Source organism: uncultured Tateyamaria sp. (assembly GCF_947503465.1).
In the GTDB taxonomy this organism is placed as follows: domain Bacteria; phylum Pseudomonadota; class Alphaproteobacteria; order Rhodobacterales; family Rhodobacteraceae; genus Tateyamaria.
This window is the reverse complement of the sequence record NZ_CANNDN010000003.1, coordinates 330,615-353,003: the sequence shown is the minus strand read 5'-3', so window position 1 is coordinate 353,003 and position 22,389 is coordinate 330,615. Positions and strand designations below refer to the sequence as shown.

Genomic DNA, 22,389 nt, shown 5'->3' with positions numbered 1-22,389 from the left:
ACGGGCGTCGTCGTGACCTTCTTCCTCTTGCTCAGGCGTCAAGGGCCCGGCAATCCTGTGGCAACCACCCGATTTCGATCTGGGTGCCCGGCGTTAGGCGGACCTGATCCGGGGCGTTGCGTGTTTTGATGACAAAATCGTCGTTTCCGGCGACCCGCAAGCGCGTGCGGAAAATGTCGCCCATATAGATGAATTCCAGCACTTCGGCCTTGAGCGTGTGTACGTCAGGCTGCAACCGGTCCTTGTTCATTTCGACCCGTTCCGGGCGGATCGAGACACGGGTGCGTTGGCCAACCTCGGTTACGTTTACCGGCTTGGCGTCGATGATCTCTCCGCCATCCAGCGTGACCTCGCACCGGTCACCTGCGATTTTGCTGATCGTGCCCATCAGCGTGTTGTTTTCGCCAATGAACTGCGCGACGAAGCTGTTTTCGGGCTCTTCATACAGTTGGTCAGGCGGCGCCAATTGCTGGATTCGGCCATCATCGAAAACGGCGACCCGGTCTGACATGGTCAGCGCTTCGGTTTGGTCATGGGTCACGTAGACCGTTGTGATCCCCAGATCGTGTGCCAGGCGCGTAATCTCGAATTGCAATGTCTCGCGCAGTTGCTTGTCGAGGGCGCCAAGCGGCTCGTCCATAAGCACAAGCTCAGGCTCGAACACCAAAGCGCGAGCCAAGGCAATACGCTGCTGTTGACCGCCGGACAATTGCGCGGGGCGACGGCCTGCAAAGGCTTCCATCTGCACCATTCCAAGCGCGCTCATGATCTTCTCCTCGCGATCGGACTTGCTGATCTTGCGCACTTCCAGCGGGAAGCTGAGATTTTCCGCGACCGTCATATGTGGGAACAAGGCATAGTTCTGGAATACCATGCCGATGCCACGTTTGTGCGGTGGAATATTGTTGATGGGGCGGCCGCCCAGCTTGATTTCGCCATGTGTGGCTGTCTCGAACCCGGCAAGCATCATCAGGCACGTTGTCTTACCGGACCCCGATGGCCCCAACATCGTCAGGAATTCGCCCTTAGGCATAGAGAGGTTAAGATCTTTGACGACGAGTATTTCGCCATCATAACTTTTCTGCACGCGTTCGAATTCGACGAACGCCTGGTCGGTCGCAGTGTCGGCCAAATCTGGCTCCCCGTTATTTTGTAGCGGTCTGATGCCGCCGCTTTGCGCAAACTAAACCGAGGCCGCCCACGCATTGCAACCAACTATGACACAAAACATGCGTTGGTAGCGCAATCCGGTCGGAATCACTGCACTGATGTGCGTTTTCGGGCAAAGTTCCCGCAACGATCAATTGGGGGAGTTGGGGGAATCATGGAACATGCCTTTGAAATTGCGGAGTATCGCACCCGCCTTGATCGCGTGCGTAATGCGATGGCTGACCGCAGTCTGGACTGCTTGCTGATCACTGATCCGTCGAACATGGGGTGGCTGACGGGCTATGATGGCTGGTCTTTCTATGTGCATCAGGGGGTAATTGTGACCCATCATGCCGACCCGATATGGTGGGGACGGTTGCAAGATGTGGCAGGCGCGCGCCGGACGGCATGGATGGGGGATGACTGCGCGGTCGGGTATGATGAACAGTACGTTCAGACGCCCACTCGCCACCCGATGCAAGACCTCGCCCCTCGCCTGGCAGGGCGTGTCGGGGTCGAGATGGACAACTACTACTATTCGGCCAAAGCGCATGCGGTACTGGCCGACGCGGGACTGGTACTGGCGGATGCGACATCGCTCGTGAACTGGTGCCGGGCTGTCAAGTCCGAGGCTGAGATTGGGTTCATGCACAAAGCCGCCCGCATTTCCGAAGCCGTCATCGACGGCATGGCCGACCGGATCGCACCGGGGGTGCCAAAGAATGAGGTCGTGGCCGAAGCCTACCGCGACGCTATTCGCGGGGTGGATGGGGCTTGGGGGGATTACCCTGCGATTGTGCCTTTGGTACCGTCAGGTGCCGATGCCGCAGCACCGCATCTGACATGGAATGGCGATGGATTTCGCGCGGGTGAGGCGACCACATTGGAAATCGCTGGATGCTACCGCCGTTACCATGTGCCGCTGTGCAGGTCCGTGTTTCTGGGCGTTCCACCGGACAAGATGAGGCGCGCCGAAGCCGCCGTGATCGAAGGTTTGGAAGCAGGCATTGACGCGGCGCGTGCGGGAAACCAGACACGCGACGTCGCCGCGGCGTTGAACAGCGCCTTGAAAAAGGTCGGGATCGAACGGACGGCGCGTTGCGGCTATCCCATCGGGCTCAGCTATCCGCCCGATTGGGGCGAGCGTACAACGTCGTTCAGGGCCGAAGATGACACCGTGCTTGAGCCAAACATGACGTTCCACTTCATGCCGGGTCTGTGGATGGATGATTGGGGGCTGGCAATCACCGAAAGCATTCGGATCACGGAAAGCGGTCCTGCCGCGTGCTTTTGCAACAGGCCGCGCGGCATGATCGTCAAGCTATAGGGGGGCTGTCTGCCCCCCGGCTTCGCCTCCCCCCGAGGATATTTTGTGCCGGAAGAAATTGAGGGACACCATGCAAGGCATCCCTCAAGGAAAGAAGTATGCACTTCTCCCGGCACGGTCATCGGCGTCCCCGCCTGTACCGTGCCTCAATGGTTGTTCGATCTCAGTTAAATTGACGTTAACGATTGGTCGACAACCCATTACTTCTCTTGGCCGGAAATATCCCGGGGAGTGTGAGGGGCTGGCCCCTCACGGCGGAACATGTCCGTCAAGCGGCCGGTTTCATCATGTCGCAGTCCTTGAGCAGGGCATGGCATTCGTCCAGTGCGCGGCGGGCGCGGCGGCCCAGTTCCGCGATCTCTTCCGGGGTGATGACCAGCGGTGGGGAAATGACCATCCGGTCATAGACGTGGCGCATGATCAAGTTGTTGGCAAAGCAACGTTCGCGGCACATGAATCCTGCGGTGCCTGCGTCCATCGCGAACTTTGCGCGGCTGTTCTTCTCCGGCGTGAGCGCCAGCGATCCCATCATGCCGCTGATCGTGGTTTCACCGACCAGCGGGTGATCGGCCAACCCGTGCCACATCTGGTGCAAGGCGGGCATCGCGACATCACGAACGTGATCGAGAACGTTCTCGTCCTCGAGGATGCGCAGGTTTTCAAGCGCGACTGCTGCTGCAACCGGGTGTCCTGAGTACGTGTAGCCGTGGTTGAATTCGCCCGACCCGATCACCTCGGCCACCTCGTCACAGACCACCGACCCGCCGATGGGCTGGTAACCTGACGAAAGTCCCTTGGCGATAGTCATGATGTGCGGCCTGATCCCAAGCGTTTGCGACCCAAACCAATTTCCGGTGCGGCCAAATCCGCAGATGACTTCGTCTGCAATCAGAAGGATTTCGTATTTGTCGCAAATGCGCTGGACTTCCGGCCAGTAGGTGCTGGGCGGGATGATCACGCCACCTGCGCCCTGGATAGGTTCGGCGATAAACGCGGCAACCTTGTCCTCGCCATGCGCCAGGATCGCTGCTTCCAGCTCTTGCGCGCGGGCGAGCCCGAAATCTTCTGGTGTCGCATCCCCGCCCTCGGACCACCAATTGGGCTGGTTGATGTGGACAATGCCTGGGATCGGCAGTCCGCCCTGTTCGTGCATCGCCGTCATCCCGCCCAGGCTGCCAGACCCGACAGAGGATCCGTGATAGGCGTTCTTACGGCTGATGACGATCTGTTTTTCGGGCTTGCCCTTGATCGCCCAGTAAGTACGGACCATGCGCAGATTGGTATCGTTGGCTTCGGAACCGGACCCGGCAAAGAACACGTGGTTCAGGTCGCCGGGCGCCAGGTCCGCGATCTTCTGCGCCAATGCGATGGCAGGCACGTGAGTCGTCTGGAAGAAGGTGTTGTAGTAGGGCAGTTCGCGCATTTGACGTGCGGCAACATCCGCCAACTCGCCCCGACCATACCCGATGTTTACGCACCATAGGCCCGCCATACCGTCGAGGATTTCGTTCCCTTCACTGTCATGCAGGAACACGCCATTTGCCCGGGTGATGACCCGTGCCCCCTTTTTCGCCAACTCGCCCCCGGCGGTGAACGGGTGCATGTGGTGGGCCGCGTCCAACGCTTGTAGCTCGGATGTGGGCAGATGATTGGTGATGGCAGGCATGGAACCCTCGGGCGGTTGAACAACGTGCCGAGAATATGGGCAAAGTGGCGGCCGTCAATCCGGCAACTGCAATCCCGCTGGACGCATGGAACAAAAGTTGATTTCATGTGCGCTGACCCGGGCATACCGGGCGTGATACGGGGAGTACACAATGAAGAAGACACTGCTGACCACGGTTACAGCCTTTGCGATGGCGGGCGCTGCTTTGGCCGACGAAGTACGCGTATACAACTGGTCCGATTACATCGACGAAGAGTTGTTGACCAAGTTCGAGGAAGAGACCGGGCTTGAGCTGATTTATGACGTGTTTGACAGCAACGAAGTGCTGGAAACAAAGATGCTGGCGGGTTCGTCCGGCTATGATGTCGTGGTGCCGTCGGGCACCTTCCTGCAGCGCCAGATTTCGGCGGGTGCGTTCCAGAAGCTGGATCCGTCCAAGCTGCCCAACGCAGAGAATCTTTGGGATGTAGTGGAAGCCCGCACAGCGCAATATGACCCGGACAATGCATATTCCATCAACTACATGTGGGGCACCACGGGGATTGGTGTGAATGTGGGTAAGGTCCAGGAAATCCTGGGCGAGGATGCGCCACTCGGGTCTTTGGACCTGGTCTTCAAGCCCGAGAACATGGAAAAACTGCAAGCCTGCGGCGTCCATTTCCTGGATGCGCCAACCGAGATGATCCCGGCCGCACTTAAATACATCGGCGAAGATCCGGACAGCCATGATCCGGAGGTGTTGGCCAAAGCCGAACCCATCCTGCTGGGTGTCCGGCCCTATGTGCAGAAGTTCCACAATTCGGAGTACATCAACGCGCTGGCCAATGGTGATATCTGCGTTGCCTTTGGCTGGTCGGGTGACATCCTGCAGGCCCGCGACCGTGCCGCCGAGGCCGAAAATGGTGTTGAAGTCGCCTATAATGCGCCAAGCGAAGGGGCGTTGATGTGGTTTGACCAAATGGCCATCCCGGCAGATGCGCCGAACCCTGAAGGCGCGCATGTCTTCCTGAATTTCATCATGGATGCGCAAAACATGGCGCAGGCGTCGAACTATGTCTACTACGCCAACGGCAATGCCGCGTCGAAAGAGTTCCTTGTCGAGGATGTGATCGGCGATCCGGCAATCTACCCGGATGAGGCGACGTTGGAAAATCTTTATACCACAACGCCCTATCCTGCACGCGTCCAGCGGACGGTCACGCGCATGTGGACCAAGATCAAGTCGGGCACCTGACGCCTGACTGTGGGCGCGGGGACAGCCCCCCGCGCCCTTTTCATTCTGAACGGAATTCCCCTTGGCAGAGACTGTTTTCGCCCCCTGGGACGACCCGAACGAAAAGCCGCTGATCCGGTTTCGCAATGTGACCAAACGCTTTGGCGACTTCACCGCCATCGACGATCTGAGCCTCGACATTTTTGAACGCGAGTTCTTTGCCCTTCTGGGCCCGTCGGGCTGTGGCAAGACGACGATGATGCGGATGTTGGCGGGGTTCGAAAACCCCACCGAAGGCGCGATTGATCTGGCCGGCCAGGACATTGCCGGGGTCCCCGCAAACAAGCGGGCCGTAAACATGATGTTCCAGTCCTATGCGCTATTTCCGCATTTGACGATCTGGGACAACATTGCCTTCGGGCTGCGACGGGAAAGCCGCGACAAGGCAGCAATTTCTGCACGTGTCGACGAGATGCTCAAGCTGACCCGGCTTGAGAAGTTTGCCCGGCGCAAACCGCACCAAATCTCGGGCGGGCAACGTCAGAGGGTTGCGCTGGCTAGGTCGCTGGCGAAGGCGCCGAAGCTGTTGTTGTTGGATGAGCCGCTGGGCGCTTTGGATGCCAAGTTGCGCGAGGCCACGCAGTTCGAGTTGATGGACATTCAGGAAAAAACGGGCACGACCTTTGTCATTGTTACTCACGATCAGGAAGAGGCCATGACGGTCGCGTCTCGTGTTGCGGTCATGGACGAAGGGCGGATCATTCAAGTCGCCACACCCGAACGCATCTACGAAGCCCCGGACAGTGTCTATGTTGCTGACTTCATTGGTGACGTGAACATTCTGCATGGCACTGCGAAGCCCGTCGGGACGGATGAGTTCCAAATCACATGGGCTGCCGGTCAGGCGCCCGTGTGCGCGGCGAGCCCCCGTGACTTGGCGGATGGTCAAACCTGCCATTTGGCGATCCGGCCCGAGAAGGTGTCGATCCACAAGGACAAACCCGAAGCGGACAACGCGTTGCAAGGCAAGGTGTTGGACATCGCTTATCTGGGCAACTTGTCCACCTATCACGTCGAACTGCAGACGGGGGACGTCATCAAGGCACAAGTGGCAAACACTCGGCGCATATCGCGCCGGGATTTTACCTGGGAAGACCCGGTCTGGGTCAGCTGGACCAAAACCGCTGGCGTGCTGCTCGAGGAATGAGGCGCGCGGTCCTCATAGCAGTGCCCTATGCGTGGCTCCTGGCATTGTTTTTGATCCCATTTGCGGTGGTTTTCAAAATCTCGCTCAGCGACATCGCGCTTGCCATTCCGCCCTACACGCCGACCGCCCAAAACGGCATTTGGAACATGCTGTCGCAACTTGATTTCGAAAACTTCATCTTTTTGACCGAAGATGATTTGTATTGGAAGGCCTATCTCAGCTCATTGCAGATCGCATTGATTTCGACGGTTTTGACGCTGCTGGTCGGTTACCCGATGGCCTATGCGATGGCCCGTGCGCCCGAACACTGGCGTCCGACGTTGTTGATGCTGGTTATCCTGCCGTTTTGGACGTCGTTCCTGATCCGCGTCTATGCGTGGGTTGGCATTCTGTCCGGCGAAGGGTTCCTGAACCAGTTTCTGATGTGGATCGGAGTCATCGACGCGCCCCTCACAATACTGAACACGAATACAGCGGTCTATATTGGTATCGTCTACACGTATTTGCCCTTCATGATCCTGCCGATCTATTCGGCGCTGGACAGGCTTGATGGATCGTTGATCGAAGCAGCCGAAGATCTTGGGTGTTCGCGGTTGAAGGCCTTTTGGTTGATCACCATCCCCTTGTCGCGCAACGGGATCATTGCAGGGTGCTTTCTGGTGTTCATCCCGGCTTTGGGAGAATTTGTGATCCCCTCGCTGCTGGGTGGGTCCGGGACCCTCATGATTGGCAAAGTCCTGTTCGAAGAGTTCTTTTCGAACCGCGACTGGCCGGTGGCCTCCGCGGTTGCCGTGATCCTTTTGCTGATCCTGATCATCCCAATCGTTCTGTTCCAGAGGAACGAACAGAAACAGGTGGAGGCCGAAGGATGAACCGCCTGTCTTCTTTCAATGTCGTGTCGCTGACGCTGGGTTTTGTGTTCCTTTACGTCCCGATGCTGATCCTTGTGATCTACAGCTTCAATGCATCGAAGCTGGTCACGGTGTGGGCCGGGTTTTCGACCCGATGGTATGGCGAACTGCTGTCGAACGAAGCGTTTCTGGACGCGGCGTGGGTCACCCTTCGGGTTGCGGTAATATCGTCCACGATTGCGACCGTGCTGGGAACCATGGCAGCCTACGTCCTTGTGCGCGGTGGGCGGTTTGTGGGGCGGACGCTGTTTTCCGGAATGATCTATGCACCTTTGGTCATGCCCGAGGTGATTACCGGTCTGTCGCTTCTGCTGCTGTTTATCGGTCTGGGCCTGGACCGGGGTGTCCTGACGATCGTTCTGGCACACACCACGTTTTCCATGTGTTTTGTTTCGGTTGTCGTATCGTCGCGGCTGGTTACCTTTGATCGCTCATTGGAAGAAGCGGCGCTTGATCTGGGGGCGTCACCCTGGGACGCGTTTCGGTTGATCACGCTGCCGATCATTGCCCCTGCCGTCATTTCGGGTTGGCTGTTGGCCTTTACACTCAGCCTTGATGATCTGGTCATTGCATCCTTTACCTCAGGACCATCCGCGACAACACTGCCGATGAAGATCTGGTCATCCGTCCGGCTTGGGGTCAGCCCCGAGATCAACGCGCTGAGCACCATTCTGATTGGGCTGGTCACTATTGGCGTGATCGTGGCGTCGTTGACATCGAAACACGCAGTGTTGCGGGCCAAAAGGGATGAGCAGGCCGCCAAACAGGCGGCATGACCCGTATTTTCCCTTCATTCGCCTATAGCGCGGGCCCGCGTAACGGCTGCTGGTGGGACAATACTGCGGAACTGCCGACGCACCCACGCCTTGAAGGGGATGTGACGTGCGATGTCGCCATCGTAGGGGGCGGTTTCACTGGGTTGTCCGCTGCCTTGCACCTGGCGCAAGAGGGTGCCCGGGTTGTCTTGCTGGAGGCGCAGCAGGTCGGCTGGGGTGCATCGGGTCGGAACGGAGGGTTTTGTTGTTTGGGCGGCGGAATGCGCGGAGATGCGAGCCTTGACCGGACCTATGGCATTGCAGCGCGGCGCGCGTGGCGGATGGCCGAACGTGCAGCGGTCGAGGGGGTGGATGCGCTGATCAGGGGCTTGGACATCAACGTCGATCGGCATTCTGTGGGTGAAACCTGCCTTGCTCACCGGCATCGCGATGCTGTCGCGTTCACAGCCGAAGCGCAGGCAATTCGGGAAAACTATGGTGTTGAGGCCAAGGTGCTGTCCGCAACCGATTTAAAGGCTGCGGGAATGTCAGGTCCGTTCCATGGCGGCATCACTGTTCCCATCGGCTTTGGGTTGAACCCGCGAAAGTTGCTGGCGGGTCTGGTCCATGCCTGCGCAAACGTGGGCGTTGCGTTTCATGGTGACAGTGCGGCTTTGAAAATCGGCGCGGGTCGGGTCACGACATCAAAAGGCGTTGTGTATGCGCCGCAAGTGATTGTCGCGACCAACGGATATTCAAGCGAAGATGTTCCAACGTGGCTTGCCGGTCGGTACATGCCCGCACAATCCACCGTCCTCGTCACGCGGCCATTAAGCGCGGAAGACGTGCAAGCGCAGGGCTGGACCAGCGACCAGATGGCCTATGACACTCGCCATCTGTTGCATTACTTTCGCCTGATGCCGGATGGTCGTTTTCTGTTCGGAATGCGTGGTGGTTTGCGTGCCAGCCCGCCCGCCGAAGATGCCGCGCGTGCGGCTGTAATACACGACTTTCGCAAGATGTTTCCTGCTTGGCAGGCGGTGGAGGTCGCAAACGTCTGGTCCGGGATGGTGTGCCTTGCACGAAACCGTTTGCCTTTTGTTGGGCCGGTACCGGGCATGCCCGGCGTGTTTACCGGATTCGCCTATCACGGAAACGGTATTGCGATGGGGATCCATGTCGGCAGCATTCTTGCGGCACTCGCGCATGGGCGTCGTGCTGCGCATTACCCCGATGTCATGGCGCGGCCTGCAAAACGGTTTCCATTTGGTGTGGCGCGCCGTGCAGTAATGCCAGGCATCTATGCCGCGTTCAAAATCGCCGACGCCCTACCTTAACCTGGCTCGCGCAGGCCAGTGACACTTTGCGCCAGCACCATGTAGCCGCTATCCAGAACAAGCAGAGTGTTGCCGCTGTCAACGCGGGCTTCGGTTACCCTATTATAGGCCAGGGCGGGTTCTGTCAGCAAAACCTCTCCGTTCGCAGCGCTCTCGATTTGAAAACTGTATTCGCCGTGCGGCAAGGCTGAACCGCTGCTGTCTAGACCATCCCACACATAGGGTTCCGCGCTGACTGGCAGGCTGCGCCGCGCCACTTCCGTTCCTTGTTCGTTGGTGATGATAAGCGTCACGTCCTGTGCTGCGACAGGTGGGTTCGGGGCGATTGTGACCGGGGTGCCGTCAAAGCGAACCGGGCCCTGAACCAATGCCTCCATCCCGATCCAGTTTGCGGCACTAGACATGTCGTTCGCGCCAAGGGCGGACAGCATCTCTTGCATCAGGTCGTTGGTCATGACCTGCTGTTCCACCATCGAGAATTGTGCCAACTGCGCCGCATATTCGGAGGAATCGATGGGTTCCAGGGGATCCTGATACTTCGCTTGCGCCGTCAACATTTGTAGGAAAACCTCAAAATCTGAGCTGAGTACACTGGATGTCGCGGCACTACCGAAGGCGTTGTTCTGGCCGGTTGCCGCTGCGGTTACTTGGTTGATGTCCATGGTTCAAAGCCTCATGTCGATGCCGGTCAGGGCGATGTTTTGCAAAGGCGCAGGTGACGCCGGACCGTTCGATTGGTCCGTCGTGTCCTGAGCGATCAAGGGAACGTGTGATGTGTCGGGCGCCTTGCCGTCAGGGTCTCCTGACGCATTCTGATCTTGTTCAAATGCAAATGATACGTCGGAAAATCCCAGGTCATTAAGTGATTTTCCCAAATCATCAATGTTGCGCCGCATCAGGTCCAACGTATCTCCACGCTCGGCGGTGATCGTGATGACAATGCCTGTTTCCTGGGTGGACATCACCATCCGCACGCGCCCAAGCTCGGCTGGGTTGAGGGCAAGTTCGATCGGTTTGTCAGGCGAGCGACGAAACGCATCGGCTATGGCCTGACTGATATGTGGCGGTATCTCGGCGCGGGACAGGTGCGATTGTACCGTGGTGGGGTTTGAATTTGCCGGCGCCGGGCGGGTGTCCCATATTGGGAGGTCCGATTTCACGGCGTGGTCGGCATCTGTCCCCAACGGGCCAAGTGGCCCGGTCTGGTCCTGCATGGCGTTTGTTTGTGTCATTTTCGGCATGTCCGACGCAGCCGTGTTTGTTGCACTTGGAGCCGCGTCTGCATGTCTCATTCGGTCTTTGTTCGGGACAATATCGCTGTTGGCAGGTGTTCCGTCTTCCAATTGATGCCGTTGCGTGTGCCCCTCAACCATAAACTTGATTTGATCGGTCGGGCCCGGCGCGGCTGGAACACCATCGGCACCTTGAGGCGGCGCTGCCTTGTGCGCAGAATTGGCCAGGATAGAGCCTGCTGTCTTGTCTCTCAGAGAACTGGTTGTCGCGACCTGCTCTGGTATCGCAGCGCCGTCGCCGCGACCCGAAATCAGACCCGCCTGCGTTACCGGCGCAGTTGTTTGTCCCGTGCGCATGGTATCGGCATCGGTGTCGGGCAAAAATCGTCCCACGGCAGTCGGCGCGGCATTCGGTATGAATCCAGTGCCCTCCGTGACCGGAACGATTGGTGCTACAGCATGTGTTTTTGGAGCGCCGTTGGACGCCATTGATTCTGCTGCGGCGTTATGCTTGTGACCCGTCTGATGCGCGGCAACCGGTGTTCGGCCGTCGCTGCTTGCGGTGATCTGGACATGCGCTGTGCCCCATAGTTTGCCCGCCTTCGCGGTTTGACCCGTTGGGATTGGAAAGGACGTGTGGTGTACAGACCTGGTTGCGGGGATCGCCAGTCCCTCCACCATCGCTGACATTGGCGACGTATTCTGTATTCGATTTGCAGAATCTTTTTTGGAAGTATCAGTTCCCCCGAGGACGCTATCGGTCCTTTGCGCGCTCGCAGGGGCGCTACTGTCGGTAGGTGGGCGTACTGGCGTGTGGTTCCGTGTAACTGCAGGCAGGCCGGACTGTTCCGACGAGACCGCACGCCTGTCGGAACGGGTCACCAGGGGCGATTGTTCAACATCGCCTTGGGTGACAGAGATTTCATTGGCGAACTGCGGTTTATGTTGGTCTGGTTGCGGCGACTGCTCTGTACGGTCCAGCGCGGCGGCCGGTTCTGACGCCTTGTTTGCATCGTCGGCCTGAACGTCTGGATTCAGAACACCTTCAAACGGCGTGTCTGGCGCCGGTGCGTCAGATCGGTTCTTGGGCCCAGCGTGACCCTTGGTCGTGTTGGCCGCATCAATGACTTGAACAAGTTGCACACAATTCTCCGGGTTTCTTCCACGTCTGGGACACATTGCATCGGGCGTGGTTACCGGTTCTTTACCGCTGTTGCGCAAAGGTCGGGAAAGTCATTCGAATTCTAAGGAACGCTGATGATCCCAGACACAGTGCAAACACAGTTGGTGCCGACGACCTCAAGTCGGGACGCGTCCCTGCGCGCGGCAGCCGAACAGCTTGAGGCGGCATTTCTTGCGGAGATGTTGAAATCAGCCGGGCTTGGCGAAAGCCGCGATACTTTTGGCGGCGGCGCGGGCGAGGATCAGTTTTCGTCCTTCCTGGTACAAGCGCAGGCCGAAAAGATGGTTGAAGCAGGCGGAATTGGCCTGGCGGAGGCGTTGTTTGAATCGTTGAAGGAACGCAGCAATGAAACATAGAGAATATCAAGATGTTGTTGATGAAATGGATGATCTTCTGGATGCGGAGCGTCAGGCGCTTCTTGCAGGCAAACTGGACGTGGTGAACCGTTTGTATGATCGCAAATCCCGCCTTATCGACGCCTTGTCTGACATTGGGTCAAGTGCGGCAATCGACCCGAACGAGTTGCGCACCAAGATTGCCCGCAATCAAGAACTTCTGGAATCCGCAGCGGACGGTATCCGGTCAGTGGGCCGGCGTCTTGCTGCGATCCGGCGCGTGCGAGAGTCGTTGGACACCTACGATGCACGCGGGCGTCGCACAAGCGTGGACGTAAAACCCGGAACGACCCTGGAAAAACGCGCGTAGCATGTTGGCTATTGATTCAAATCTGCGCCTTTCCGCTGGCGCTCCTTAGGGAAGCGTTAGTCAAATCATCGCAAAGGTGGCGGCGCACCTGATAACGGGTGGCGCATGACCCCAAGACGGGGTGTGCATTTGTCAGAACGGCAGTTTGGCCGTCCCATGGGGGGCGGGACGTAAACCAGGGCGCAAAGCGCCGTGACAAAAGGAAATGCACATGTCGAGCATTCTTACGAACAACAGCGCAATGGTGGCGCTTCAAACCCTCAAAGGGATCAACAAAAACCTGGCGATGACACAGAATGAGATTTCGACCGGTAAATCCGTGTCGAGCGCCAAGGACAACTCGGCCGTCTGGGCTATCTCGAAAGTGATGGAATCGGACGTCAAGGGGTTCAAGGCAATCTCTGAAAGCCTGTCGCTCGGCGAGTCTACCGTTGCAGTTGCACGGAACGCCTCCGAAACCATCACCGATCTTCTCACTGACATGAAAGGCCGTATCGTTGCGGCGCAGGAAGAAAATGTCGATCTTGATGCGATTCAGGCTGACATCGACGCGTTCGAAGCCCAGATCACATCCGTTGTCGGCGCAGCCCAGTTCAACGGTCAGAATCTGATTGACGGATCAAGCGCGGTTGATTTCGAAATTCTGGCATCGCTTGACCGCGACACGAGCGGTAATGTGACGTCCAGCTCGATCGATGTGGTACGGCAAAACCTTTCGGTGACAGATGCGACCGCAACACAAGTTCTGGGTACGGCTGATGGCGGTGCCGATCAGACTGCGGCGAACGCCGCATTCACTGCTTTGAACGGTGCAACGGTTGCTGATGGCGCCGACACAACTGGCGCCGCGGTCAACTCCTACTTTGAAAACGATGACCTGACCGACGAAGCGACCAACGCGGCCACGGCTCTGGCCGACGGAACCACGGCAACATTCTCCGTGAACGAAGTTCAGGCTGGTGCTACTTACCAGATCTACCTGAGCGACCTTGAGATCAATGTTGTTGGCGGTGGTACTACCACCGGCGCACGGACGTTCAGCTATGTTGCCGCAGAATCCGATTCAACAACTGATGTTGCAGCCCAACTGACCAGTCAGATCAACGCGTTCTTTGGTGCGGCCACCGGATCCGGTGACTACACGGCTTCGATCAACAGCACCACGAATACTGCGGGCGACGTGAACCAGAATGAAATCCAGATCAGCAACGCTTCTGGCGCGGCGATCAATTTCAGCGCGCAGATCACCCAGGGCGGTACTGCGGGCACCAATGCGTCCTCAGGCGGTTTGGGCGCTCTGGCCAACATTGACGTGACACAGGATGCGACGGGTGCTTTGGCCGCGATTGACGGTCTGATCCAACAGTCGATTGATGCGTCGGCGGCATTTGGTTCGGCTCAGAACCGGATTGAAACCCAGTCGAGCTTCATTTCGAGCCTGACAGACTCCTTGAAGTCGGGCATCGGGTCGCTTGTGGACGCCGATATGGAGGAAGTGTCCGCACGCCTGCAGGCGCTGCAAACGCAGCAGCAGTTGGGTGTGCAGTCGCTTTCGATTGCCAACCAGGCGCCGCAGTCGATCCTGTCGCTCTTCCGTTAACGCACTTGAAGGAGGCGCATATCGCGCCTCCTTCTTTCAAAAATGAGTAGGTGAAACCTTGAATGCGATGTCCCAGGCCCTGAAGGGTTACGCCGAACACGCGACATCCACCAAAAGTGGTCGCAGGTCAGAATACGAAGTGATTGCCAAAGTCACGCAACAACTGCGGGATCGTGCGGTCGAGTCCAAAGCGAATTTCCCGGCCTTCGCTGATGCGCTTCATTTGAACCAGAAACTGTGGACTGCCTTGGTGGTGGATATCGCCGACGACGCCAACCCGCTTCCTGACGAACTCAAGGCGCGGATTATCTACCTGGCCGATTTCACGCGACATCATACGGGTCGCATTCTTCGCGAGAAAGCGTCGGTGTTGCCGCTTCTCGAAATCAACATGGCCGTATTGCGTGGCTTGAAATCGGAAGGTGCGGTGACATGAGTGGACTGATCCTCAAATTGAGCCCCAAGGAACGTGTTTTGATCAATGGCGCGGTCATTGAAAATGGTGACCGTCGCAGCCGCTTGGCGATCGTCACACCGGACGCTCACATCTTGCGATTGCGAGACGCAATTCACCCTGAAGATGCCAAAACACCAGTCAAACGGGTTTGCTACGCCATCCAATTGGTTCTGTCCGGAGACAGCGACAAGCAGGAAGCGCGTCACCCATTGCTGCGAAGCATTGAAGAACTGAGCCAGGTTTTTGTTGACCCTGACAGCCGCAAACATCTGGATTTGGCGTCGCATGCGCTGCTTCAAGATGATCACTACAAGTGTCTCAAAGCGTTGCGTGCGTTGTTACCACGTGAAGAGCGCCTGCTCGCCGCAAATCACTGACCATGTATCAACCGGTTCTCATATCATCCGGGTTGGTTGGCTGGCAGTTCCTTCAGCGGACATATGATCAGCAACTCGCGACGTTCAGCGAGTCGACGCAGCTAAAACGTGATACCGACCATTTTGCCGAGAAGATCGCCTCGATTACATCTGCCGAAGAGTTGGTCGCTGACCGGCAAGTCCTGACCGTCGCCTTGGGTGCGTTTGGTCTGTCTGACGACATCAACAACACCTTCTTCATCCAAAAGATGTTGAGTGATGGAACGACCGCGGATGATGCACTGGCCAACAGATTTACTGACAGCAGGTATCGCGACTTTTCCGAAGCGTTCGGACTTGGTCCCGGAGAGCTCCGCGGTGGGGTCCAACCTGGATTTGCAGAAGACATTATCGCCCGTTTCCAAGCGAACAGTTTCGAAGTCGCCACAGGTGAACAAGACGACACGATGCGAATTGCCCTCTATGCAGAGCGGACACTCCCGGCTTTGGTGCAGAGCGATGGCACTGATGCATCCAAGTGGTTCGGAATTATGGGCCAGCCACCATTACGCAGTCTGTTCGAAACTGCACTGGGATTGCCTGAGGCCTTCGGTCAGGTCGACATCGATCAACAATTGACCGTGTTTCAAGAGCGCTCAGAACGCATTCTTGGCGTGAGCAGCCCGGCAGAGATTGCTGAACCAGAGACACTTGATCGTCTGATCACCACTTTTCTTGCCCGAGCACAACTCGGCGCATCCGGTGGTGGTGCGTCTGGTGCAGCTATAGCTCTTACGCTTCTCGGTGGCTGAAGCACCGCTTTGTTTCGGACGCTCGAAAGCAGTTGAACACGTGGCTTGGTTTCGTTTCTAACGTACTCATCATCGCCTAAACCAACTATCTTGGCGATCGCTGTTTTCCGACCTGACCGCCTCCGCGCCTCAGGGCCAGCGCAAGTTGGTCAAAGCTGTGCGCAGCGTCTTGCTCATGAACGACCGACATGACCTTGTCCAAATGGGGCCACGCTTGAATTGCCGTATCAATGTCTGGATCCGTGCCTTGCGTATATAAACCGGCACTGATCATCATTTGGTTCTGAGCGTGCGAGCCCAAGAGTTTTCGTGTCTCGGCGATCATCTCATTTTCCTGAGTGGTTGCGGCACCTGGCAGGCTTCGGGAAACGGATCGCAAAACATCCACCGCTGGAAAGCGGCCTCGCTCGGCAATACTGCGGTCGAGGACGACATGCCCATCGAGAACACCGCGCAAGATGTCTGCGATCGGTTCGTCCATGTCCGACCCGGCAACAAGAACGCTGAACACCGCCGTGATATCGCCGTGATTCGGACCACCTGGTCCAGCTCTTTCACACAGGGACATGATCATGTGAGAGGTGGATGCAGGGAAACCTCGTAGAACCGGTGCTTCTCCGGCGGCGACGGCAACTTCGCGATGCGCTTCTGCAAATCGGGTGATGGAATCCGCCAAAAGCAGCACTGACAACCCTTCGTCTCTGAAATGCTCGGCGACGGCCATCGCAGTCCAGGCACATCGGCGCCGCAACAAGGGTGATTGGTCCGAAGTGGCAGCAACAATTACGGATCGCTGCAATCCTTCGGATCCAAGAACATCGTCGACGAAGTGCCTCACTTCCCGCCCGCGTTCGCCGATCATCGCGATCACGACAATGTCGGCTGACATGCGCTTTGCGAATTGCCCCATAAGGCTGGACTTGCCCACGCCGGACCCGGCAAACAAGCCCATGCGCTGCCCTCGCACAATCGGGAGCATTGTGTCAAACACCACATGCCCGGTGTTCATACGCGCACCCAGAGCGCGTCGAGTTGCTGCAGCGGGCGGCGCACATTTGAGAGGCCTGGTGACGAAACCTTGCCCCAAGGGACGACCATCCAATGGCGTTCCGTTTGGATCAACAATGCGGCCAAGCCATGTCTCGTTCGGCGCAATTTTTGGCTGGCTGTCAATGGTTACCCGGTCGCCGAGCGCTATGCCCTCGAACGCGCCGTCAGGAATGATGGTCACATCCGTCTGTGAGAGTTGGACAATTTCTGCTGACAAGGTCTCACCGGATTGACGCGTGACCTCAACCCGATCACCGATCTTCGCCACTTCGTTCAGACCGGAAACGTTCAGAACGTTCCCACGCGCGGCGCAAATCCTCCCGATTGGCCGGACAACTTGAATATCGGCAAGTTTGGATTGCAGCATTTGCAATCGTACAGCGTGGCGCATCGGATCCTCCTGATGTCTGCAAACAGTTTTTTAGGGAATCAGAGTTAAGCGTTGATGAAACCACACGAGGGAGAAGCCCCGATGTTTCAAAAGCTGGCCATTTTCGAATCCGCACATGCGATGGCGATGCATGCCGGTCAAAGGCAGGCGGTTATTGCCCAGAACGTGGCGAATGCGGATACGCCCGGGTACGTTGCGCGCGATATTCCCAAATTCACCGAGGTGTATGCGCCCGCCAGTGACGGCGCATTTTCCCAGCGCGCAACGCGAGCCGCGCACCTGCATGGCAGTCTTGCTGGCAGCGGTCAGGCGAACATGATCGAAGACCAGACCTTTGCCGCGCCCGACGGCAATTCTGTCTCACTTGAGACGGAGATGCTGCGCGCGACGGATGCCAAGAGACAGCATGACCGTTCCCTCGCAATATACAAAAGCGCGATGACAATACTGCGTTCCAGCCTTGGGCGTCAGTAGGGGGTCGACATGAGCGAGTTTTCAAAATCACTGTCGGTTTCCGCAAGTGGCCTTCAGGCTCAGGCTGAACGACTGCGCCATTTGTCCGAGAATATCTCGAACGCCGACACGCCCGGCTACCGGCGCAAGACTGTGCCTTTTCGGACTGAGTTTGACGGCGGACATGGTGTGGCGCGGGTCGAAGTGGGCCGAATGTCACTGGATGATCGACCCTTGGATCGCGTCTACGATCCAGGCCATCCGATGGCGGATGGAAGCGGCCACTATGACGGGTCGAATGTCGACCTGCTCATTGAATTGGCTGACGCACGCGAAGCGCAGCGCAGCTACGAAGCCAACCTGAAAATGTTCGAACAAACACGGCAGATGTCGTCGAGTTTGATGCAGCTATTGCGCCGCTGAAGCGGGCGAATTGAAGGAGATCCAGAATGGAAACCGCAACTTTATCAGCAGTCAAAAACTACGCCGCACTGCGGCCAGCGACCCAACCGGGTCAGAGTGACGGGGGCAGCCTCTTTGGCAAAGTCGCGATGGATTTTGCGCAAACCCTCGCGCAAGGCGAACAGGTCGCCAAGGACGCGATGGTCGGACAGGCCGATCCGCACTCCCTGGTCCAGGCCCTTGCGCAGACCGAACTGGCCGTCGAAACCGCCGTGACCGTGCGCAACAAGGTTGTCGAGGCGTACCAAGAAATACTGCGGATGCCCGTTTGATATGCTGAACGAAGTCATCTTCTTCGACACCTTGCGCCAGGGCTTGTGGATTGCGGTTCTCGTATCGATGCCCATCCTGACCATTGCCTTGGTCGCGGGCGTCTCGATTGGATTGGTACAAGCTTTGACTTCAATCCAAGAGATGACGCTCACATTCGTACCCAAGCTTGCGGCAATCGTAGTCGTGTTCTGGCTGTCGATGGGGTTCATGACACAGACGCTGGTGTCGTTTTTTCAGGACCGGATCATTCCATTGGTGATCGGAGGGTAAAATGGACAGCACAGGGTATATCACACTGACCCGGCAATCCGGATTGATGCGCGAAATGCAAATTGTCGCCAACAACATCGCAAACAGTGCGACCACTGGATATCGTCAGGAAGGCATGGTGTTTTCCGAATACGTGCAGGCGATGCAAGGCGGCGCGTCACTGTCGATGGGGCACGGTAATGTGCGGCAGACGTCCTTTGTGCAGGGAACGCTCACTCAAACCGGCGGTACGTTTGATCTTGCGATCGAAGGGGATGGTTTTTTCCTGATCCAGACCCCGGATGGCGAACGCTTGACGCGCGCGGGTAGCTTCTCGCCGAACGGACAGGGGGACTTGGTCACACCGGACGGCTATGCAGTCCTTGATGCGGGCGGAGCGCCGGTTTTTATCCCACCGGGGGCTGCTTCGCTGTCGATTTCGCCGGACGGATCAATCAGCGCGGATGGCGCCTTTGTCGGTCAGATCGGGTTGGTGCAGCCCACCGATTCATCGCGAATGACACGTCAAGGCGGACTAATGTTTCGTGCAGATGACGGATTTGAACCGTCTGGAACAGCGCGTGTGATGCAGGGGTTCGTCGAAGAATCCAATGTCGATCCGATCGGGCAACTGGCCCGCATGATCGAAATCCAACGCGCCTACGAAATGGGGCAAAACTTTCTGAATTCTGAAGACGAACGTGTCCGTCGTGCGATGGATGCGATGTTGAAATCCAACTAAGGAGCCACATATGCGCGCTCTCAAGATTGCGGCTACGGGTATGCTCGCCCAGCAGATGCGAGTAGAGACCATCTCCAACAACCTCGCGAACATGAGCACGACCGGCTACAATGCGCGGCGTGCGGAATTTGCCGACTTGCACTACCAGCAAATGACTCGACCCGGTGCGATCAATGCATCAGACGGAACCGTATTGCCGACCGGTGTTCAGCTAGGACTTGGAGTACGACCGTCTGCGGTATCTGTCCACTTGGCGCAGGGATCGCTTGCTGCGACGGGTGGTGATCTTGACCTCGCAATCGATGGGAACGGATACTTCGAAGTGACCCTGCCGTCCGGACAAACAGGCTATACCCGTGATGGCGCTTTGAAGCGCACGGGAGAAGGCGTGATTGTTACGTCGGACGGATATCCCGTTGCACCGGAAATCGTCATACCCGAAGATGCCCGCAGCATCTCTGTCAACGGCGACGGCGAAGTCTATGCCTATTTTGCCGACACGACGGCAGGGCAGTTGATCGGTCAGTTCAACTTGACCGGTTTCACAAACCCCAAAGGTCTCGAGGCGCTGGGCAGCAATCTGTTTGCCGAAACAGATGCCTCCGGCCCCCCGGTTGTCACGACACCCGGCCTCGACGGTTTGGGCACACTGCGCCAAGGGTATCTTGAGGAAAGCTCGGTCGATGCTGTGCGTGAGATTACGGACCTTATTGCGGCACAGCGCGGGTACGAGATGAACTCGAAAGTGATTTCAGCCGCCGATCAGATGATGGGTGCGATGACGCAGGTGCGATGATGCGCGCTTTGCTTCTCCTGTTGCTGTCCTCTGGATGGGTTCTTGCGGACACGGTGACCCCGACGCGCACATTGCGACCGGGCACACTTATCACCGCCGCGGATCTTGCGGTGCGCGATGGCGTGCAACCTGGCGTATTCGATCGTATGTCGGATGTTGTTGGTCAAGAGGCGCGTGTTGCGCTGTATGCTGGTCGCCCGATTCCGTTCGACGCAATCGGAGCTCCTGCCATCGTGAACAGAAACCAGATTGTGCCGTTGTTCTTCAATACCGGGGGGCTTTCGATCACGACCGAGGGGCGAGCGTTGGAACGCGGCGGCGCCGGAGACCGCGTGCGGGTTATGAATCTCAATTCACGCGCCACACTGTTCGGCTTCGTTCAGGAAGACGGATCAATCAAGGTAACCAGATGACCACGTATCCCATTTGCAAATTTGTCCGAACCGCGACAGTCCTTATCGCCATGAGCGCTGTTGTCGCATGCGGTCGCATGGATCACATCGGCAAGGCGCCAAGCTTTTCGAACCCGCTTGAAACGCGCGAGCATTCGGCGATGGTATCGGCCAGTCTTCCGCTGGTCGTTGAAGAGGTCGGTCCGACCGATCGCGCCTCGCTTTGGAGCGGACAACGCTCGTCCCTGTTGGGCGACCGGCGTGCCGTCCAACGCGGCGACATTATGACGGTTGTCATCGAGATTGATGAAAGTGCTGAGATTTCCAATGAAACGGATCGGTCGCGCAGCGGAAGCGAAAGCCTTCAGGTGCCGCAGTTGGGTGGGCTGCCGCAGCGATTGGACGAAAAACTTCCAGAAGGTGCGTCATCTTCCGATCTGGTGTCCATCACCTCCAGTTCGGGATCAAGCGGCGATGGATCGGTGAAGCGGGAAGAGAAACTGACCCTCAGGGTTGCAGCAACCGTCGTCGATGTCTTGCCGAACGGGATCCTGTCGATCTCTGGCTCTCAAGAGCTGCGCGTCAATTTTGAACTCCGGGAACTCTTGGTGTCGGGCTACGTTCGACCGGAAGATATCTCGCGCAAGAATGAAATAACCTATGACAAGATTGCCCAGGCGCGCGTGTCTTATGGTGGTCGCGGACAGATCACTGATGTCCAGCAACCCCGGATTGGTCAGCAAGTTCTTGATGCAGTTTTGCCCTTCTAGGAGCTCGCGCCGTGAAAAAATTACTGCCTTTGATACTGTTGCTTGTCGGGCTGGGAGCCGGCGTTGGTGCGGGCGTGTTTCTGCGTCCTGACCCCGAACCGGTCGAGGTCGTCGAAGGTGAGATGCCCCAAGACGCCAGCATGCCTGCCGACCCGCCCGAAGATACGTTGAATCGAGAGTACGTAAAGATGAACAACCAGTTCGTGGTGCCGGTCGTAAACGACGATACCGTGCAGGCATTGGTCGTTCTGTCGCTCAGTCTCGAAGTACCCGCCGGGCAGAAGGATGCGATTTACTCGCGTGAACCAAAACTCAGGGACTCATTCCTGCAAGTGCTCTTTGATCACGCCAATGTTGGCGGATTTGACGGAGCATTTACGAATTCAAACAACCTGGCAGTTCTACGGGCGGCGCTTCGCGAAGTCGCGCAGAAAGACATGGGTGACCAGATTACGGACGTTCTCATTGTCGAGATCGCCCGTCAGGACTACTGAATTCGGACCGCACCACGGATGCATCGATCGCTTCATCAAGCGAACGCTTGACCTGATCCTTGCGCGCTTTGTGCTGTGATCGTTCCAGCAACGCATCAGACACTGCTTTTTTCCCGCTGGCAGTTCTGTGCTGAACCATCAGGTTTTCCTTCTGCGCAAGAACTTGCGCCAGCTCAATACTCAGCTTTCGTTGTTCTGACGCGAGCCACTTCAACCAAATGACGTCTCCTCCTATCGACCGCAGTTCTGCGTCTTGTACCGGAGTTTTGTGCGTCTCATGCGCGAGCGATTGCAACCGGCTCAATTCGGAACGCAGCGCCGATTCCCGGCCGCGCAGTTTTGCGATGGCCTGTTCGCTTTTTTGATATTTGAGATCCGAAATCTGCTTGAGTTGTCTGAGGTCCATA

27 protein-coding genes are annotated in these 22,389 nt (G+C 57.4%); 21 read left to right on the top strand and 6 right to left on the bottom strand.

The window, feature by feature from the left end; genetic code table 11:
• Positions 1-31: 31 nt before the first annotated feature.
• The gene (locus Q0844_RS17635) at positions 32-1,132 is read right to left on the bottom strand and encodes an ABC transporter ATP-binding protein (protein ID WP_299047581.1); all 1,101 of its coding nucleotides are present in this window, start codon (positions 1,130-1,132) and stop codon (positions 32-34) included.
• Between the two features lie 192 nt (positions 1,133-1,324).
• Here Q0844_RS17635 and Q0844_RS17630 point away from each other — a divergent pair, with 192 nt between their 5' ends.
• Positions 1,325-2,476 (top strand): M24 family metallopeptidase, encoded by a 1,152-nt coding sequence (locus Q0844_RS17630; protein WP_299047580.1) that lies wholly within the window; start codon positions 1,325-1,327, stop codon positions 2,474-2,476.
• A 268-nt stretch (positions 2,477-2,744) separates the two neighbouring features.
• Here Q0844_RS17630 and Q0844_RS17625 read toward each other — a convergent pair whose 3' ends face one another.
• Positions 2,745-4,142, bottom strand: coding sequence for an aspartate aminotransferase family protein (locus Q0844_RS17625; RefSeq protein WP_299047578.1), 1,398 nt, complete (start codon positions 4,140-4,142; stop codon positions 2,745-2,747).
• 151 nt (positions 4,143-4,293) lie between these two features.
• Here Q0844_RS17625 and Q0844_RS17620 point away from each other — a divergent pair, with 151 nt between their 5' ends.
• The 5 genes from Q0844_RS17620 to Q0844_RS17600 all read left to right on the top strand — a co-directional run bounded on the left by Q0844_RS17620 (position 4,294) and on the right by Q0844_RS17600 (position 9,565).
• Positions 4,294-5,376, top strand: coding sequence for a polyamine ABC transporter substrate-binding protein (locus Q0844_RS17620; protein WP_299047577.1), 1,083 nt, complete (start codon positions 4,294-4,296; stop codon positions 5,374-5,376).
• A 61-nt stretch (positions 5,377-5,437) separates the two neighbouring features.
• Positions 5,438-6,562 (top strand): ABC transporter ATP-binding protein, encoded by a 1,125-nt coding sequence (locus tag Q0844_RS17615; protein ID WP_299047576.1) that lies wholly within the window; start codon positions 5,438-5,440, stop codon positions 6,560-6,562.
• Positions 6,559-7,434: an ABC transporter permease subunit gene (locus tag Q0844_RS17610; RefSeq protein WP_299047574.1), complete on the top strand. Its 876-nt coding sequence runs from the start codon at positions 6,559-6,561 to the stop codon at positions 7,432-7,434. Before Q0844_RS17615 ends, Q0844_RS17610 begins: the two co-directional genes overlap by 4 nt.
• Positions 7,431-8,249 carry an ABC transporter permease subunit gene (locus tag Q0844_RS17605; RefSeq protein ID WP_299047572.1) on the top strand — a complete coding sequence of 273 codons (819 nt, stop codon included), beginning with the start codon at positions 7,431-7,433 and terminating at the stop codon, positions 8,247-8,249. Before Q0844_RS17610 ends, Q0844_RS17605 begins: the two co-directional genes overlap by 4 nt.
• The gene (locus Q0844_RS17600) at positions 8,246-9,565 is read left to right on the top strand and encodes an FAD-binding oxidoreductase (RefSeq protein ID WP_299047569.1); all 1,320 of its coding nucleotides are present in this window, start codon (positions 8,246-8,248) and stop codon (positions 9,563-9,565) included. Before Q0844_RS17605 ends, Q0844_RS17600 begins: the two co-directional genes overlap by 4 nt.
• Here Q0844_RS17600 and Q0844_RS17595 read toward each other — a convergent pair.
• Positions 9,562-10,227 (bottom strand): flagellar hook capping FlgD N-terminal domain-containing protein, encoded by a 666-nt coding sequence (locus Q0844_RS17595; protein WP_299047567.1) that lies wholly within the window; start codon positions 10,225-10,227, stop codon positions 9,562-9,564. The genes Q0844_RS17600 and Q0844_RS17595 overlap by 4 nt on opposite strands.
• A gap of 3 nt (positions 10,228-10,230) precedes the next feature.
• Positions 10,231-11,940 (bottom strand): flagellar hook-length control protein FliK, encoded by a 1,710-nt coding sequence (locus Q0844_RS17590; protein ID WP_299047565.1) that lies wholly within the window; start codon positions 11,938-11,940, stop codon positions 10,231-10,233.
• 114 nt (positions 11,941-12,054) lie between these two features.
• Here Q0844_RS17590 and Q0844_RS17585 point away from each other — a divergent pair, with 114 nt between their 5' ends.
• The 6 genes from Q0844_RS17585 to Q0844_RS17560 all read left to right on the top strand — a co-directional run bounded on the left by Q0844_RS17585 (position 12,055) and on the right by Q0844_RS17560 (position 15,910).
• Positions 12,055-12,336, top strand: coding sequence for a rod-binding protein (locus Q0844_RS17585; RefSeq protein ID WP_299047563.1), 282 nt, complete (start codon positions 12,055-12,057; stop codon positions 12,334-12,336).
• The gene (locus Q0844_RS17580) at positions 12,326-12,685 is read left to right on the top strand and encodes a flagellar biosynthesis protein FlgN (RefSeq protein ID WP_299047560.1); all 360 of its coding nucleotides are present in this window, start codon (positions 12,326-12,328) and stop codon (positions 12,683-12,685) included. Before Q0844_RS17585 ends, Q0844_RS17580 begins: the two co-directional genes overlap by 11 nt.
• A gap of 211 nt (positions 12,686-12,896) precedes the next feature.
• The gene (locus Q0844_RS17575; RefSeq protein ID WP_299047558.1) at positions 12,897-14,285 is read left to right on the top strand and encodes a flagellin; all 1,389 of its coding nucleotides are present in this window, start codon (positions 12,897-12,899) and stop codon (positions 14,283-14,285) included.
• A 67-nt stretch (positions 14,286-14,352) separates the two neighbouring features.
• Positions 14,353-14,721, top strand: coding sequence for a flagellar biosynthesis regulator FlaF (gene flaF / locus Q0844_RS17570; RefSeq protein WP_299047557.1), 369 nt, complete (start codon positions 14,353-14,355; stop codon positions 14,719-14,721).
• A complete protein-coding gene (gene flbT, locus Q0844_RS17565; protein ID WP_299047555.1) occupies positions 14,718-15,119 on the top strand; it encodes a flagellar biosynthesis repressor FlbT in 402 nt (133 codons plus the stop codon). The genes flaF and flbT overlap by 4 nt, the downstream gene beginning before the upstream one ends.
• A 2-nt stretch (positions 15,120-15,121) precedes the next feature.
• On the top strand, positions 15,122-15,910 hold the full coding sequence (locus Q0844_RS17560) for a DUF1217 domain-containing protein (protein ID WP_299047554.1): 789 nt from the start codon (positions 15,122-15,124) through the stop codon (positions 15,908-15,910).
• Positions 15,911-15,995: 85 nt separating this feature from the next.
• Here the strand turns inward: Q0844_RS17560 and Q0844_RS17555 are convergent, their stop codons facing one another.
• On the bottom strand, positions 15,996-17,351 hold the full coding sequence (locus Q0844_RS17555; RefSeq protein ID WP_299047552.1) for a FliI/YscN family ATPase: 1,356 nt from the start codon (positions 17,349-17,351) through the stop codon (positions 15,996-15,998).
• Between the two features lie 54 nt (positions 17,352-17,405).
• Between Q0844_RS17555 and Q0844_RS17550 the strand changes: the two genes are divergently transcribed.
• Genes Q0844_RS17550 through Q0844_RS17510 form a run of 9 tightly spaced genes read left to right on the top strand, consistent with a single transcriptional unit; the run spans position 17,406 to position 21,982 of the window.
• A complete protein-coding gene (locus tag Q0844_RS17550) occupies positions 17,406-17,825 on the top strand; it encodes a FlgB family protein (RefSeq protein ID WP_299047550.1) in 420 nt (139 codons plus the stop codon).
• A gap of 9 nt (positions 17,826-17,834) precedes the next feature.
• Positions 17,835-18,227: a flagellar basal body rod protein FlgC gene (gene flgC, locus Q0844_RS17545; RefSeq protein ID WP_299047549.1), complete on the top strand. Its 393-nt coding sequence runs from the start codon at positions 17,835-17,837 to the stop codon at positions 18,225-18,227.
• 26 nt (positions 18,228-18,253) lie between these two features.
• Complete coding sequence (gene fliE / locus Q0844_RS17540; RefSeq protein WP_299047548.1) at positions 18,254-18,538, top strand: flagellar hook-basal body complex protein FliE; 285 nt, start codon at positions 18,254-18,256, stop codon at positions 18,536-18,538.
• A 1-nt stretch (position 18,539) separates the two neighbouring features.
• A complete protein-coding gene (locus tag Q0844_RS17535; protein WP_299047547.1) occupies positions 18,540-18,809 on the top strand; it encodes a flagellar biosynthetic protein FliQ in 270 nt (89 codons plus the stop codon).
• Between the two features lies 1 nt (position 18,810).
• Positions 18,811-19,530: a flagellar hook-basal body complex protein gene (locus tag Q0844_RS17530; RefSeq protein WP_299047546.1), complete on the top strand. Its 720-nt coding sequence runs from the start codon at positions 18,811-18,813 to the stop codon at positions 19,528-19,530.
• 10 nt (positions 19,531-19,540) lie between these two features.
• Positions 19,541-20,326 (top strand): flagellar basal-body rod protein FlgG, encoded by a 786-nt coding sequence (flgG, locus tag Q0844_RS17525; RefSeq protein ID WP_299047545.1) that lies wholly within the window; start codon positions 19,541-19,543, stop codon positions 20,324-20,326.
• A complete protein-coding gene (flgA, locus tag Q0844_RS17520) occupies positions 20,326-20,739 on the top strand; it encodes a flagellar basal body P-ring formation chaperone FlgA (RefSeq protein ID WP_366523030.1) in 414 nt (137 codons plus the stop codon). Before flgG ends, flgA begins: the two co-directional genes overlap by 1 nt.
• 50 nt (positions 20,740-20,789) lie before the next feature.
• Positions 20,790-21,488: a flagellar basal body L-ring protein FlgH gene (gene flgH / locus Q0844_RS17515; RefSeq protein ID WP_299047543.1), complete on the top strand. Its 699-nt coding sequence runs from the start codon at positions 20,790-20,792 to the stop codon at positions 21,486-21,488.
• A gap of 11 nt (positions 21,489-21,499) precedes the next feature.
• On the top strand, positions 21,500-21,982 hold the full coding sequence (locus tag Q0844_RS17510; RefSeq protein WP_299047542.1) for a flagellar basal body-associated FliL family protein: 483 nt from the start codon (positions 21,500-21,502) through the stop codon (positions 21,980-21,982).
• Here the strand turns inward: Q0844_RS17510 and Q0844_RS17505 are convergent.
• Positions 21,951-22,388 (bottom strand): hypothetical protein, encoded by a 438-nt coding sequence (locus Q0844_RS17505; protein WP_299047541.1) that lies wholly within the window; start codon positions 22,386-22,388, stop codon positions 21,951-21,953. The genes Q0844_RS17510 and Q0844_RS17505 overlap by 32 nt on opposite strands.
• Position 22,389 lies beyond the last annotated feature (1 nt).